The organism is Methylothermaceae bacteria B42 (assembly GCA_001566965.1).
Taxonomy (GTDB): Bacteria; Pseudomonadota; Gammaproteobacteria; order Methylococcales; family Methylothermaceae; genus Methylohalobius.
The window spans coordinates 1-14,546 of the sequence record LSNW01000036.1 but is presented as its reverse complement, the minus strand read 5'-3'; the positions used below and the strand labels follow the sequence as shown (position 1 = coordinate 14,546).

13 protein-coding genes are annotated in these 14,546 nt (G+C 49.3%); 5 read left to right on the top strand and 8 right to left on the bottom strand.

The window, feature by feature from the left end:
- The first annotated feature begins 38 nt into the window (after positions 1-38).
- On the top strand, positions 39-3,122 hold the full coding sequence (locus AXA67_01345; protein ID KXJ39521.1) for a hypothetical protein: 3,084 nt from the start codon (positions 39-41) through the stop codon (positions 3,120-3,122).
- Positions 3,123-3,356: 234 nt separating this feature from the next.
- On the top strand, positions 3,357-3,542 hold the full coding sequence (locus AXA67_01340) for a hypothetical protein (GenBank protein ID KXJ39520.1): 186 nt from the start codon (positions 3,357-3,359) through the stop codon (positions 3,540-3,542).
- Here AXA67_01340 and AXA67_01335 read toward each other — a convergent pair.
- Entirely contained in the window at positions 3,539-4,390 is an 852-nt protein-coding gene (locus tag AXA67_01335) for a hypothetical protein (GenBank protein ID KXJ39519.1), read from the bottom strand. The genes AXA67_01340 and AXA67_01335 overlap by 4 nt on opposite strands.
- Before the next feature lie 96 nt (positions 4,391-4,486).
- Between AXA67_01335 and AXA67_01330 the strand changes: the two genes are divergently transcribed.
- Positions 4,487-5,245: a short-chain dehydrogenase gene (locus AXA67_01330; protein KXJ39518.1), complete on the top strand. Its 759-nt coding sequence runs from the start codon at positions 4,487-4,489 to the stop codon at positions 5,243-5,245.
- A gap of 210 nt (positions 5,246-5,455) precedes the next feature.
- On the opposite strand, the gene AXA67_01325 is transcribed toward AXA67_01330, so the two are convergent.
- From AXA67_01325 to AXA67_01295, 7 genes are all read right to left on the bottom strand, one after another.
- Positions 5,456-6,433, bottom strand: a complete 978-nt coding sequence (locus tag AXA67_01325) for a lipoyl synthase (GenBank protein ID KXJ39517.1) — start codon at positions 6,431-6,433, stop codon at positions 5,456-5,458.
- Positions 6,417-7,130: a hypothetical protein gene (locus tag AXA67_01320; protein KXJ39516.1), complete on the bottom strand. Its 714-nt coding sequence runs from the start codon at positions 7,128-7,130 to the stop codon at positions 6,417-6,419. Before AXA67_01320 ends, AXA67_01325 begins: the two co-directional genes overlap by 17 nt.
- Positions 7,127-7,396 (bottom strand): transcriptional regulator, encoded by a 270-nt coding sequence (locus AXA67_01315; GenBank protein KXJ39515.1) that lies wholly within the window; start codon positions 7,394-7,396, stop codon positions 7,127-7,129. The genes AXA67_01320 and AXA67_01315 overlap by 4 nt, the downstream gene beginning before the upstream one ends.
- Positions 7,393-8,238 carry a D-amino acid aminotransferase gene (locus AXA67_01310; protein KXJ39557.1) on the bottom strand — a complete coding sequence of 282 codons (846 nt, stop codon included), beginning with the start codon at positions 8,236-8,238 and terminating at the stop codon, positions 7,393-7,395. The genes AXA67_01315 and AXA67_01310 overlap by 4 nt, the downstream gene beginning before the upstream one ends.
- A gap of 5 nt (positions 8,239-8,243) precedes the next feature.
- A complete protein-coding gene (locus AXA67_01305) occupies positions 8,244-9,392 on the bottom strand; it encodes a D-alanyl-D-alanine carboxypeptidase (GenBank protein ID KXJ39514.1) in 1,149 nt (382 codons plus the stop codon).
- Positions 9,393-9,487: 95 nt separating this feature from the next.
- Entirely contained in the window at positions 9,488-12,007 is a 2,520-nt protein-coding gene (locus AXA67_01300; GenBank protein ID KXJ39513.1) for a hypothetical protein, read from the bottom strand.
- Positions 12,004-12,684, bottom strand: a complete 681-nt coding sequence (locus AXA67_01295) for an ABC transporter ATP-binding protein (GenBank protein KXJ39512.1) — start codon at positions 12,682-12,684, stop codon at positions 12,004-12,006. Before AXA67_01295 ends, AXA67_01300 begins: the two co-directional genes overlap by 4 nt.
- A gap of 71 nt (positions 12,685-12,755) precedes the next feature.
- Between AXA67_01295 and AXA67_01290 the strand changes: the two genes are divergently transcribed.
- Together AXA67_01290 and AXA67_01285 are read left to right on the top strand one after the other, a co-directional pair.
- Entirely contained in the window at positions 12,756-13,556 is an 801-nt protein-coding gene (locus AXA67_01290) for a two-component system response regulator (protein KXJ39511.1), read from the top strand.
- 65 nt (positions 13,557-13,621) lie between these two features.
- A complete protein-coding gene (locus AXA67_01285) occupies positions 13,622-14,434 on the top strand; it encodes a hypothetical protein (protein KXJ39510.1) in 813 nt (270 codons plus the stop codon).
- Positions 14,435-14,546 lie beyond the last annotated feature (112 nt).

Sequence of the window (14,546 nt, the reverse complement as noted above, 5' to 3'; positions counted from 1 at the left end):
GCAGTCGTGTATTTGAGAGAAAAAGGCTTTTTTTACAAATGGATGCGATGCTGGAACACCCGGTTGCCTGGATATCGGGGGCGGCCGGGGCGGGTAAAACGGCATTGGTGTTAAGTTATTTTCAAGCCAAAGCCATAACGCCGCTGTGGTTTCGGATTGATGCGGGTGACAGCGATCTGGCCTCCTTCTTTTATTATCTTGCGCTATTGGCCGAGCAAGACGCCCCGGCAAAAGGTCTGCTGCCGCGGCTGACACCGGAATATGAGCACGGCATTGCTGTGTTCGCCCGGAATTTCATCCGTGATTTTTATTCTCGGCTTCCGGAAAACACCGTTCTGGTGTTTGACAATTTTCAGGATATCGGCGGCAACCATCCGCTTGAACCCTTATTACCGATTCTCCTTGGAGAAATTCCATCGACTATCCGTATTGTGATAATAAGCCGATCTTCGCCTGCGGAAAATCTGACGCGGATGCTGACAACCGGGGATATGCAATGGCTTGACGGACAACCGCTGGAATTTACTGAAGACGAGATCGGCGGCTTGATTAGGTTACGCAACATCGAACAACTTTTCGATCACAACAAAATTGCAGCCCTGCATCACACAACCCGGGGCTGGGCCGCCGGTCTCATTCTGATGCTGGAACAGTCTGCTGACAAGGCGTTGCCTCTAACGACAACAGAATATACTCACTATAAGATATTTCACTATTTTGCCAGCGAGATCTTTCAACACACCAGCGAAACGGTCAAGGCGTTTCTGTTAAAAACCGCTGTTTTGCAACAGATTGACATCCCTGTCGCCAAGCAATTAACAGCTAACTCTCAGGCCAAAGCCATATTGCTGGACATGGCGCAGCGCAATTATTTTACTTTTCACTGCTCAGGCGCCATTGACAGCTTTCACTATCACCCCCTGTTCCGTGAATTTTTACTGGCGCAAGCTGAGCAGCTTTTCGGGCGGGACAAATTGAATGCGTGCCGCGTACAGGCCGCCGAGATTTTATTGCGTGAAAATAATATTGATCATGCCGCCGAGTTATTTCGCCAGGCCCGGCAATGGCGGCGATTATGCGCTGTGATTGAGAATAACGCGCACACAATGATTGAGAAAGGCTTGCACAATACCCTTCGTCACTGGATTGTCTCGCTGCCAGAACCAATGCAAACCCGGAATCACTGGCTCTGCTATTGGCGCGGAATCACAGAAACATCCAAAACTCCTCGCGCAGCCATTGCTTATTTTCAAAAAGCATACCAGTCCAGCAAGCAAGAAAAGGATGCGCTGGCGCAAATTGCAAGTTGGTGCGCCGCTGTCAATGCCTATGCAAGCGCCTGGAGTGAAGTAAAAACCCTGGATCACTGGATTGAAGACCTGGACTCGATTGTTCTTTTGGCGCGAGAACAGGGCGACCCTGTGATTCAGGCGCAAGTGGATTATGCGGTATTTCTGGCTTTGATGTGGCGCCAGCCCGGGCATGAAAAAATGCCGGAATACAGGGAAAAAGTATGGAACATTGTCATGCTCGGCAAGGATTTTGAAACCCGGGTGCAGGCGGCTGGTCAACTTTTGTTTCACCTGACCTGGTGGTGCGGCGAGTTTGAAAAAGCAAAAATGCTGGTGCAGACCGTTCAACCCCTTATGAATCAGCAACAGACTTCTCCTTTGGTAAAAATTACCTGGCATACCATGCTGGGCAATTATTACGCCACGGTTTTCAAACAGGAAGAATGCCTCGGCAATATTCGCAAGGGTGTTGAACTTTCGGATAAAACAGGGATTTATCTGTGGAAATCGTGTCTTTATGACCAGCTATGTTATTTGAATCTGCATCATGGCAAAACCGAGCAGTCAACGCGCTACATTGAGCGAGCGAATGAAACCAAAGCCTTGGGAGGCGAGTTTCATGATGCGATGTATCACGTTTTGAGAGCCTGGTATGAAATACATACTGGCGACATTCATGCCGCCGGTGAAAACATTGGACAGGCAAAAAAACTGGCCAGCATGGTCGGCGCCGTGATGCTGGAAAAAATTGTTGATGTTTGTTATGCAAGTTATTTATTAAAACGAGGGGACCATCACCAGGCGCGGGAATTGACCCGCTCTATTCGCCAAGACCCATCAACTGCACACTCTAATATGCTGATATTTTTGTCCCGTATTGTCGATGCGGAAGACTGTTTAATCAATAACAATCAGAAAGCCTGTGTCGCAGCCCTGGCTGATTTATTCGGCGGCGCCAGGATTTACAGTGCGTTCTGGTGGCGGGATCAGGATTTTTCAAAGTTTTGTTCACTAGCCTTGCAGAATGGTATTGAAAAAGACTATGTAAAGGAAATGATAGCTCGCCACCGATTACTGCCGGAGCCTGGATATGAAACAGACCTGTGGCCGTACCCCGTAAAAATTTATACATTGGGCGGCTTTCGGTTGGTGGTCAATAATAAGGAAGTGGTTTTTAACAAAAAAGCCCCAAAAAAACCTTTGGAGTTGATCAAGGCGCTGGTTGCTTTCGGAAGTCAAAATGTCTCCGACGCGCTGATCATGGAAGCATTATGGCCTGACGCGGACGGTGATGCTGCGTGCAACAGCCTTCGAACAACAGTTAAACGGGCGCGTCAATTGTTAAAAGAAAAGCAGGCTATTCTGTACAGTGATGGCAAACTGGGTTTGAATCCTGACTATTGCTGGGTCGATGCTAGCTGCTTTGACCGCATATGCCGGCATATGCATGATGATAGCACGCAACTGGAAAAAGCCTATGAGTTGTACGCTGGAAAATTTTTGGCAAACCATAGCGAGCATTGGATACTGTCGATGCGCGACCGGTTGCATCATCAGTTTGTTCGCGCCACTTGCCTTTTGGCTGAAGGATATGAAGTTGCTGATCAATGCCAACAGGCGATTGATATCTACCTTAGGGCGTTGAGCATCGATGAACTGCCCGAGGCATTTTATCAGGGTTTAATGCGCTGTTATGAAAAAACCGGACAGGTCGATCAAATCGAAACAACATACAGCCAGCTCTGTCAGCTATTTGACGCCAAGTTACATTCCAGACCTTCTTCGGAAACCATGAAACTATACGATATGTTCATTAAAGAATCTCTTTAAGCTTCCCCCAATAAAATGATTAATTTTCGGGAAAAATAGCGCGGTTATTTATGGCAGGGGCGATTTGCTTCCTACCCGATGGATGAGGGCTGGTTGTTAAGTGCGGTGGTTTATGTTGAGTTGAACCCGGTCAAGGCCGGCATGGTGCGGTACGCTTGGGATTACCCGTGGAGTAGTGTACATGCGCATCTAAAGGGTCGAGACGGGTAGGGTATCGTGGCAACCGGGCCGTTATTGTCTTTGGTCGGGGATTGGGATGGGTATCTGGAAGCAATGCGGCTAAAGGATCTGCCAGATTTCGAGCGGCACGAACGAACCGGGCGTCCATTGGGAGATGCTGGTTTTGTGCAAATGGCAGAAAAGCTGCTTGGGCGAGATGACTTGCGGAAAAAGAAACCTGGGCCAAAGGCGGGTAGTTAAGTATTGTGTCCCCAGAACTTCATTGCGCACTCCAATAAAACAGATGCTTGTGGATTATCACTCACATCATGATACAAGCAGATAGGGCGAAGCACATTTAGCTCATTAATCCTTACGAAGGCTACATGGTAGGGTGTATTGCGACGAGGCATTATTGAGACCCCCAAATCCGATGAAACTAGCGACAATACCGTTTCATCTTCTTCCGCGCTACAGACTTTATGTAATACTATGTCGCGTGATTCAATAAGTGATTGTACTTTGTGCCAAACGTCGCATTGTCGCCGATCTACAAATCGGAACCCGTTAATTTCATGTATATTGATGACATCAAGTGTGGATAGAGGGTTGTCTTTTGAAACTACCAACTCTAGAGATTCCGTAAACAATACCTTGCATTCCGCCTCACAAGGTATACGTTCAGAAAAGAGCAAGTTAATTTTCCCCAACATCAACTCATCTTTAAGAATGTTGCTGTTACCCACCGTGATCTCAATGATTGAAGAGGGGTGCAGTCTGACATAGGACTTCATCATTTCTGTGATACTGGGCATGGGAACGGAATTGCTCACACCAATTCTTACTGTACTGACCTCACCGGAAAGCTGGGATTTGACATTTATGAGCTTGGCATATGCGTCACGAGCCTGCGAATGAAAGATTTCGCCCTCTCGGGTCAAGATAGCCTTTCTCCCACCTCGATGAAATAGCTTCACACCTAGTGAGTCCTCTAGCTTTTTGATTCCCGCCGAAAGCGTTGGTTGGCTGACATGCACCATTTCGGATGCAGCTAAGAATGTTCCAGCATCTATGACTGCGAGGAAATACTTAATTTGCTGCAAATTCATATAGATATCATCTATGTTTTCTATAGAAAACATCTGTTTTAACTATACTACAATTTTGGTTAATATGGCCACGTAGTTAACCGAGCGGAGACAAATATGCTTGAAAATCAAACGGCTGTAATTACAGGAGCATCATCAGGAATTGGCAGAGCATTGGCATCTGCTTTCCTTAGAAAGGGCGCCAATATAGTGATTAATTCGCGCAGTAAGGACCGGTTGGAGAGTTTCTTTGACGAGCACCCAGATCACGCAGCACGTATATGTATGGTACCAGGAGATGTGGGGAATAAATCTACAGGTAAGGCGTTGGCTGAAACAGCGATACGCGAGTTCAGAAACATTGACGTACTAGTCAACAATGCCGGGATCTTCGTACCAAAGCCGTTTTTGGAGGCAACAGAAAAAGATCTTGACATGTACCTTTCAACGGCGGTCAAAGGAACGTTCTTCACAACCCAGGCCGTTATTCCATCGATGATTAGGAACAATAATGGAGCAATCATAAATATAGGCTCTATGTGGGTTGAACACCCACTTGCCACGACACCTTGTTCAGCTTCACAGGTTGCCAAAGGAGGTGTACATACATTAACTCGACACTTGGCCATCGAATTTGCCGCGAACAATATCCGAGTCAACACAATTGCGCCCGCAGTAATTAGTACATCACTGTATGACAACTTGATGCCCCCTAATGAACTAGAAAAACTTGCTGCATTGCACCCTCTTAATAGATTAGGAACCACAGATGACATCACGGCTTGGGTGTTGCACTTGGCAAGTGATGGCGGACGATTTGTGACTGGCCAAACTTTCTTTGTGGACGGAGGAATAACTGTCGGATCTCACTTTTGAGCACCCAATAATGGACAGCTGCTCAAAAAACAAAAAAGGACGTTGCCATAAAGTTGAGCGATAAAACTGAGCAGCGCCCCCAAGACCACTTTAATACCTTCGCCTCACTGGCCTTCCTCTTTTGTTTGTTAAAAATACCTGAAAAAAATGGGGAAACGCCAGTACTTTATAATCAAATAGGCAGGACTCCGCTTTCCTGGCCTTCAAATATTAGGTTTGAAGTAATGCCCTGGCTTGCTGATCCGCATGATAAGAAGAACGCACCAGCGGCCCCGAGGCGACTTGTTTGAATCCCAGATCTTTGGCAATTTCAGCCAATTGATCAAATTCTTCTGGGGGTATATATCGCTGTACTGGCAGGTGGTCACGGGTGGGTTGCAGATATTGGCCGAGGGTGAGCATTTCGCAATGGTGACGGCGAAGGTCATGCATGACGGCGATGACTTCGTCTCTGGTTTCTCCCAACCCCAGCATCAAGCCAGATTTGGTGGCCACTTGGGGCATGGTTTTCCTGGCCATTCGCAATAGGTTCAGCGATAGCTGATAATCCGCGCCAGGGCGAGCCTGGCGGTAAAGACGGGGAATGGTTTCCAGATTATGATTAAACACTTCAGGCGGATGTTGCGCCAGAATTTCCAGGGCCTTGGTTTGTTGCTTGCGGAAATCCGGGGTCAGGATTTCCACAAAAGTTTCAGGCGCATGCTCTCGAATCACGGCTATGCATTCAGCAAAATGAGCGGCGCCGCCATCGCGCAAGTCATCGCGATTGACGGAAGTGACAACCACATATCTCAACTTAAGCTCTCGCACAGCCAGCGCTAGGTTGAGGGGTTCCTCAGGATCTGGAGGGGCTGGACGGCCGTGGGCAACGTCGCAAAAGGGACAGCGGCGGGTGCAGAGATCGCCGAGAATCATGAAGGTGGCTGTGCCGTGTCCGAAGCATTCTCCCAGATTAGGACAAGCGGCTTCCTCACAAACGCTGGATAAGCCATGGCGGCGCAGCAGACCTTTAACCCTGGTAACATTGGGATCGGCACTGAGCTTGACCCGCAGCCACTTGGGCTTGGGCAAGGGCTGATCCACAGTCTCCACTTTCACTGGAATGCGGGACAATTTGGCGGCGCCCCGCTGGTGGGTGTCTGGCTGGGCCCGGGAGGGGGCGCGGAAATCGTCAAGCAATTTGGTCATCCAGGTTTTCCTCAAAACGGGGCAGTTGATGTTCCACCCTTTCTATAGCATCAAAATTCAACTGTTGCAGCAAACTGTCCAACAAGGGAACCGCAACCTCGTGGATTTTCAGGGGTACTTCCAAATCGGCCAATTGGGTAACTTTTAGCCCCTGATAACCACAGGGGTTGATTCGTTGAAACGGGGTCAGATCCATATCAACATTCAAACTCAGGCCATGATAACTCCGGAATTTCTTGACCCGTAGGCCAATCGAGGCAATTTTGGCCTCATTCACATAAACACCAGGCGCGTCAGCCCTGGCCTTAGAATGAATCCCATATTGCTTCAACACCGAAATAACGGCGTTTTCAAGCATTGTCACCAAATCCCGAACCGAGAGCGCCTTGCGGGCCAAATCCACAAGAACGTAGGCAATGAGTTGTCCGGGGCCGTGATAAGTTATCAGGCCACCCCGGTCTGTTTGGATGACAGGAATATGCTCGTCCCCTTGTCCGGCGACAGGGTAGGATATGCCTTCATCCTTGCCATGCCGGTGGGAATAACCCCGTACCCCCAGAGTATAAACGGGGGGATGTTCCAGCAGCCAGATTTCATCCAGGGTTTGTTCTCTCCGGCGGGCGGTGTAATGTTGCATGGCGCGCCAAACCGGTTGATATTCCACTTGCCCCAGCCAGCGGACCCGGACCTGGTTCACAACACCATGACAACGTCTGGGTGGGCGCGCAGATCGGTGTAGATAGCTTCCAGCTGCGCTCTGCTTTGGGCGCGGATGGTCACCGTCACGGCGCTATACTTCCCAGCTTTACTGGGACGGGTTCTGACCGCATTTTCCTTGAGATCCTGTGCATGGCGACGAACTATGCTGACCACTTCCAATTCAAATGCTTCCGTTCCCGGCCCAAACGCCTTGACGGGCCAGTCACAGGGAAATTCCAGAATGTCTTGTTGGTTTTCTTTCATGATCCGCTGCGGAGTGATTGCTTATAGCCCTGGAAAATGCCAAGCATTTTTTCCCACAGTGGCCCGGGTCTTCCCTTGCCCACGGGTTGATCATCCAAAGCGATAACGGGAAGCAGTTCCCGGGTGGAACTGGTGAGCCAAATTTCTTCAGCCTGTTTAAGGTCATCCGGCGTGATTTCCTCTTCCCGAAATGCGATTCCGTTCGCTCCCGCCAGCTCCAGCACAACGTCACGGGTAATGCCCGGAAGTAGGTGGGGGCCTTTTGGGGGCGTCACCAGCACCCCATCCATCACCGCGAATACATTACTTGCAGCGCCCTCGGTTACCTTGCCATCGCGCACCAATATGGCCTCATGACAGCCTCGGTCAATGGCCTGCTGGCGCAATAGCACATTGGCCAGCAGGGTAATGGCTTTGATATGACACCACTGCCAGCGGATGTCATCAACCAGAATGGCTTTTACCGCTTGCGGTTCGCCCGTTTCCATGGGATTGACCATCACCAGTACCGTAGGCTGACCGTCTTTGGGAAAAGCATGATCCCGTTTGGGGGCCACGCCCCGGGTGACTTGCAGATAGACCGATTGATCGCCCTGACCTTGCAGCAGTCCGTGGATGATTTCTTGCCACTGGGCATGGGTCAGGGGAGGAGGCAGACGAATGCCCGATAAGCTATTATCCAAGCGCCGCAAATGGTCATCGAGTCGAAAAGGCTTGCCGCCGTAGACCGGAATAACTTCATAAACCCCATCGCCAAACAGAAAACCGCGGTCAAGGACGGAAACCGTGGCCTCGCTCAGAGGAATAAACTCACCATTTAAATAAACCAGTGGATCGTGCATCGGCATTACCACTGCTTGATCATCAGCCAGGCCTCGTCCATCCACTGGCGGATCAAACCACCTTCTTCGATGGATTCCAAGGCAATTAATGGCCTTTCAGCAATCACCTTGTCTTCAACTTTCAATATCACTTTACCCAGATTTTGGCCTTTTTCCACGGGCGCGCTTGGCCAGGGTTCCACCACCAGTTCGGTCACTAGATTTTTCTCTTGGCCTTTTGGCAATGTAACATATACTGGTTCTGTCACCCCGAGGGGCAGGGTTTCCGTTTTTCCTTTATACACCCTGACTTCAGTCAAAGGTTTGCCGTTATCGTGAACCTTTTGCGTGGTAAAAAAACGGAAACCATAATTGAGGAGGGCTTGGGAGGCGCTAGCCCGTGCATTCTCGCTGGCGGTTCGCATCACTGCGGAAATCAAGCGCATGTCATCACGCTTGGCCGAAGCCACCAGACAATAACCTGCTTCCTCCGTATGGCCGGTTTTCACGCCATCCACAGTGGGATCGCGCCATAGCAGAAGATTGCGGTTTTTCTGGGTAATCCCGTTGTAGGTGAATTCCTTAATGGAAAACCAGCCATAGTACTCAGGAAATTCTGCTATTAACGCCCGGGTTAGACGAGCGAGATCCTTGGCGGTTGTGTAATGATTTTCATCGGGAAGGCCGGTACTATTGACATAGTTGGTATTGGTTAGACCCAGAACTTTGGCGTGATGGTTCATCAGCTCGGCAAAGGTGCTTTCATCGCCGGCGATATGTTCCGCCAAGGCAATGCTGGCATCATTACCCGATTGAATAATCACCCCTTTGAGTAAATCTTCGACAGGAACTTGCTTGTTGACTTCAATAAACATCCGCGAACCCGGCGCCCGCCAGGCTTTTTCACTCACGGTGACAAGTTCATCCAGCTTTAAATTGCCTTGCTTCAACTCTTTAAACACCACATAGACCGTCATGATCTTGGTCAAACTGGCGGGCGGCAGTTTTTCATCCGCATTCTGTTCGGCCAGGACCGTGCCACTGTGAAAATCCGTTAGGATATAGCTTTCGGCCGCCAGTTTAGGCGGGGTGGGAACCACCGCAAACGTTAGGGAAGCAAAAAGCGCTATCGCCCAAAAAAACAGGGCAGTTGAAAATAATCGTGTTTTAGGCATGGATTGGCGTCACTTGAATTGTGAGATGTCGCGGTAAAACTAATTGCCGCTCCCGGCACGACAAGACGTACTTGGGGCCATAAGATAAACGCTTTTCACTCGTATCGCAATGCCTCGGCGGGAGAAGTCCGCGACATCTTCCAGGCGGGATACAAACCTGCCAGCACAGCGGCCGTCACCGCCAATGCTACCCCGCCCACAAGGATAGAACCGTCGATGGTCATCTCCAACGTCCAGCCAAAGGCCCGGTGATTGATTACTTCAATCAAAAGCCAACCCATGGTGATACCCACCGGAATAGCCAGTACGCCAGCCAGTATCCCCAAACAGGCGGTTTCCGCCAAAATTTGTCCCCACAGTTGCCGCGGCGTCAATCCCAAGGCCCGGAGGATTCCCATTTCCCGGACTCGCTCCAGCTGCAAGGCAAGCAGCGCGCTGAACACACCAACAAACGCCACGCCAGTGGTCAACCATCGCAATAATGTCGTCACGGCAAAGGCTTGATCGAAAATCCGCAGAGACAGGCGCAGCAAGCTCCGGTTATCGCTGATCTGCAAATATCCCGCAGGCTTGAGGTTACGCAGATTATCAGTAACGGCGTCCGAATCAGCGCCGTCTTTCAAATAAATCCAATAGGTGGAAACTTGATCGTCATGCCAATACTGGTTGTAAATCTTGCGATCCATCGCCACAATCCCCCGGCCCGCATTGTAATCGATGAAAACAGCCGCCACTTTAAACGGTTGCATGCCGTTGGCCGTCGGCAACTGGATGGTATCGCCGGCTTCTACGCCATGGAGTGAAGCATACGCCTCGGAAACAATTACCCAGCCATTTTGAAAGGCGGCCCATACGTCCGCTACTGCCTTTTTCTTGAATTGGAAGATAGCAAAGGATTGAGGAGTAATTTGGTAGGCGTTGATCCGTAAAAATCCATGATCCGTGGGTTGACGTAAATAACGGACACTGCCAATGCCCGCCACGCCAGGTACTTTCAGGATTTCCCGTGCAAATTCGAGGGGAAGTTGCGGACGCCGGGTGACATCGCGGCCAGAGGTATAAAGATAGAAATCGGCATCCAGGCGTCGTTCCAACCATAGGGCAACCGAATGACGGAAACTGTGGATCATCAAGCTCATTCCTATGGTCGTGGCCATTGCCACCATCAACGCCGCGGTTGCCACGCCCGTTCTGCTGAGGGAAACAGAAACCGAGCGGGGCGGCATTCGCCCAAGAATGCCAAATAGCTTTCCACCCAGGTTTTGCAAGCCTTGCATAAGCAACAAGGTCAATAATGGAATAAATAGGGCACAGCCGAGCACGACCAAAGTCAGGGCAACAAAACCGGCCGTGAGTTTAGAGGTGGCGGCAAGCATCATCAACCCAGTACCCACCATAACGATACCAGCCACAAAAGCAGCCCGCGCACGCCTTCGGGCCTGATGTTCCAGTACCGAACGAGCCATCACGGTCACCGGGTTGACCCGGGAGGACTCCAGAGCCGGTTTGGCCGCGGCCAGCAGCGTGGCGCCCAATCCCAAAACGAATCCTTTCATCAGGGAAAATGGTTGCAGCGACAATTCAGCCCCCGGCATAGGGAAATACACGTCATTGAGCGTTTTGGCCAGTAAATCCAAGAGGACCCGGCCCAGTCCAATCCCTGACAAAACGCCCAGAAAACTTCCTAGCATACCCAACATAGCTGCTTCCAACAGTACGCCTAAAAGAATTTGCTGGTGGGTGAGACCCAACACCCGGAAGATACCGAATAATTTGCGGCGTTGAACAGCAAGAAAACTGACGCTGTTGTATATCAAAAACATGCCGACCAATAAGGAAAGCAGGCTCAATGCCGTCAGATTGATATAGAAAGCCCGGGTCATTTGCCGTGCGGAGGTTTTACCGGCCTCCCGCGTCATCCAATCGGCGTTTTTCGGCAACAACTTTAATATTTCAGCTTCCGGCTGATTTTCATCCACTATCACATCAATGGCTGTCAGCAGGCCAATTTTGTCAAAGATCTCCTGGGCAGTTGCAATATCGGTAATTACCGAACTTTTCAGTGCCTGACGCTGAAGCGCATTGCTGGGATTAAGGATACCAACCAGATGCAGCTTCTGATCTTTTTCGCCGGCTTTGATTTTAAATGTATCGCCCAATTTCAAGTTCAACTTTTCTGCGAGCGATTTCCCCATCGCCACAGCGCCTGGCTCTGTAATTATCCGCCGCCACAACTGGAATCCTTGTTGTCCCGATGTTTGCGTCCAAAGAGAATCAAATCCGGCTTCCGCCAAGGCATCAATGCCAATCAACTTGAGTGAGTCACCTTGCGCCTGGATATAACCTTCCACCACGGGCTTGATCTTGCGAATACCCCCCAAGCACAGTTTTCGATACAGGTTCTCATCCAGGCCGTCAGTTGCAGTGATTCTGTGGGTGGCTTTGCCTAGAACCGCGGCAGTGGCCCGATCGAATGAAACCAACGCGCTTGTTTTCGCCAAATCTATGGCGATCACTACCGCCACGCCCAGTACGACGCCAAAAAGCGTCAGCGAAATTTGCCATGGATGATGCTTGAGAAAACGAAATCCTGCCAGAAAGGAAAGCGAAGTCATTGGCCAGCAGATTCTAACTGGCCGTGGCGAAGCGTCAGGATACGGTCAGCCATGCCAATCACTTCCTGGCTGTGGGTTGCCATAATTAAGGTTTTTCCCCGTTCGCGAACAAGCTCGTCTAATAGATTCAGCACTTCCCGGCCGGTTTCCAGATCCAAATTGCCAGTAGGTTCGTCCGCCAGCACAATATCCGGTTGATGGATCAAAGCCCGGGCAATCGCCACCCGTTGCTGTTCCCCGCCTGAAAGCCGGTCCGGGAAGGTATTCTCGCGGCCTTGCAGCCTTAAGCGGTTGAGTAATTCTGCGGTTTCTTCCTGCGAAATATTATCTAGCAGATTATTAAGTTCTAAGGGGAAAAGAATGTTTTCTTTCACCGTTAAAGTAGGAATCAAATTAAATGACTGAAAAACAAAACCTATATGACGGCGCCTAAACAGCGTGCGACTCGTTTCTGAGAGCTGATTTAATTCGTTGCCACTGACAGTGATTTTGCCGGAATCGGGCGCATCAATACCGGCTATCAAATTGAGTAAAGTGGACTTCCCGGAACCGCTCCTTCCCAGTAAAACAATAAATTCACCGGCTTCAATTGCCATTGAGATGCTTTTAAATATCCAGTGTCTGTCATCGCCTTCAAGATAGGATTTGCTGACTTCCACTAAAGAAACAATCGACATGGGAACCCTTGTGCTTGGAAGCAAATCGCCTATGCTTGAATTAATGAAATGACTGTTTTCAGGAGCAATTCGTGGAATCGCTTGCTATTGAAGATTTAGCGTTACTGCTGGTGGAACCCTCCACCTCGCAAGCCAAAATTATACTCAATCGGCTGCATGAACAGGGGGTTGATAAAGTAGAAATCAGTAGAAGCGGCCAGGAAACGCTTCAGTTACTGAGCAGTTTTGTCCCGGATCTAGTGATTAGCAGCATGTATCTGCCCGATATGACTGCTGTGCAACTATTGACTAAAATCCGCAACGATCCCTCTCTGCATCAACTGCCATTTTTGCTGGTTTCCAGCGAATCTCATATTGAACTCTTAGATCCTGTTAGGCAAGCAGGAGTTGTTGCTATTCTACCCAAGCCTTTCGATAGTAAAGACTTGACTCGCGCCTTGAGAACGACTTTACAGTATTTAGATCCCGAAGAGATTCAACTAGAAACTTACGATATTGAAAACCTACGCATATTGCTGGTGGATGATAGCCGCATGGCTCGCAAACACATTCACCGGGTGCTCAACGATATGGGCATTGAAAATATCACCGAAGCCAAAGATGGCAAAGAAGCCGCGGAAATATTGAGTCAACAAGAATTTGACTTGATTATCACCGACTACAACATGCCGGAAATGGACGGTAGGGAACTGACCTGTTTTATCCGCCGTGAGCTGAACAACCCTTTTCTGCCCATCATCATGGTCACCAGCGAACAAAATACAGCCAGCCTGAGCAGCGTGCAACAAGCAGGGGTATCGGCCATTTGCGATAAACCCTTTGAACCGCAAAATGTAAAAGAGTTACTTTATCGCTGTTTAGAAGAAAGCTGACCTATTTGACGCGCCTATTCTTTTGGGAGACACTGTCAGTAAATCCATCATAGGATACTAATACTATGGCGTGGTTTACTGAAATACATCCGGTTTTTCAGGCTCTGTTGGCTGGCATTTTTACTTGGGCATCCACGGCACTCGGGGCTGCCACCGTTTTCTTATTCTCCAGCCCCCGCAAACAAATCCTAGACCTCATGTTAGGAGTTACCGCTGGCGTGATGCTGGCTGCCAGTTTCTGGGGATTATTGATACCCGCAATAGAAGCCAGCAAAATAGCCCCTCCTTTTCAGTGGTTTCCGGCAGCATGCGGTTTCTTATCAGGCTGGGTGGGGATTCAGATATGCGACAAAGTCCTTCCAGAACTGCCGGTCATCGATACCGCTAAAGCCATATCGGTACCTGGCCAATACTGGAAAAGAACATTACTTTTAGTTTTAGCAATGATCCTTCACAACATTCCTGAAGGATTAGGAATGGGAATCGCTTTTGCAGGGGCTTCGTATGGCGAGCCTTCCATTGATTTAACCAATGCTCTAATTCTTACCTTGGCGCTTGGCGTCCATAATTTCCCAGAAGGAATAGTCGTTGCTATGCCTCTATTACGGGCAGGATTTTCACCCGGGAAAAGTTTCTTTTTCGGTCAAATGTCTGCCATGGTTGATCCTATTTTTGCTGTGATAGGCGCACTAAGCATGGGAATTACTGAGCATATTCTTCCCTATGGAATGGGGTTTGCGGCCGGCGCCATGATTTATGTTGTTATTTCAGAAATATTACCTGAAACGCAACGCAGTCAAACACCCCATTTTGCCCACATAGGTTTTGCCTTAGGACTTGTGATAATGATGGCCTTAGAATTTGGCATAGGCGAATGATGATTTGGTGTCTTAGGGCTTATCACGCATAGTACCGGTAAATGTCAAAGTAACTGTCGCCAAAAGTTGAAAATTAATGAATGATATTGAGCTTGTTGACTGAGCGCGAATC

Coding starts and splice junctions, on each gene's coding strand:
- AXA67_01310 (KXJ39557.1), bottom strand. CDS start 8,238: ATGCACGATCCACTGGTTTATTTAAATGGTGAGTTTATTCCTCTGAGC.
- AXA67_01295 (KXJ39512.1), bottom strand. CDS start 12,684: ATGTCGATTGTTTCTTTAGTGGAAGTCAGCAAATCCTATCTTGAAGGC.
- AXA67_01330 (KXJ39518.1), top strand. CDS start 4,487: ATGCTTGAAAATCAAACGGCTGTAATTACAGGAGCATCATCAGGAATT.
- AXA67_01305 (KXJ39514.1), bottom strand. CDS start 9,392: ATGCCTAAAACACGATTATTTTCAACTGCCCTGTTTTTTTGGGCGATA.
- AXA67_01300 (KXJ39513.1), bottom strand. CDS start 12,007: ATGACTTCGCTTTCCTTTCTGGCAGGATTTCGTTTTCTCAAGCATCAT.
- AXA67_01335 (KXJ39519.1), bottom strand. CDS start 4,390: ATGAATTTGCAGCAAATTAAGTATTTCCTCGCAGTCATAGATGCTGGA.
- AXA67_01345 (KXJ39521.1), top strand. CDS start 39: ATGGATGCGATGCTGGAACACCCGGTTGCCTGGATATCGGGGGCGGCC.
- AXA67_01285 (KXJ39510.1), top strand. CDS start 13,622: ATGGCGTGGTTTACTGAAATACATCCGGTTTTTCAGGCTCTGTTGGCT.
- AXA67_01325 (KXJ39517.1), bottom strand. CDS start 6,433: ATGACCAAATTGCTTGACGATTTCCGCGCCCCCTCCCGGGCCCAGCCA.
- AXA67_01315 (KXJ39515.1), bottom strand. CDS start 7,396: ATGAAAGAAAACCAACAAGACATTCTGGAATTTCCCTGTGACTGGCCC.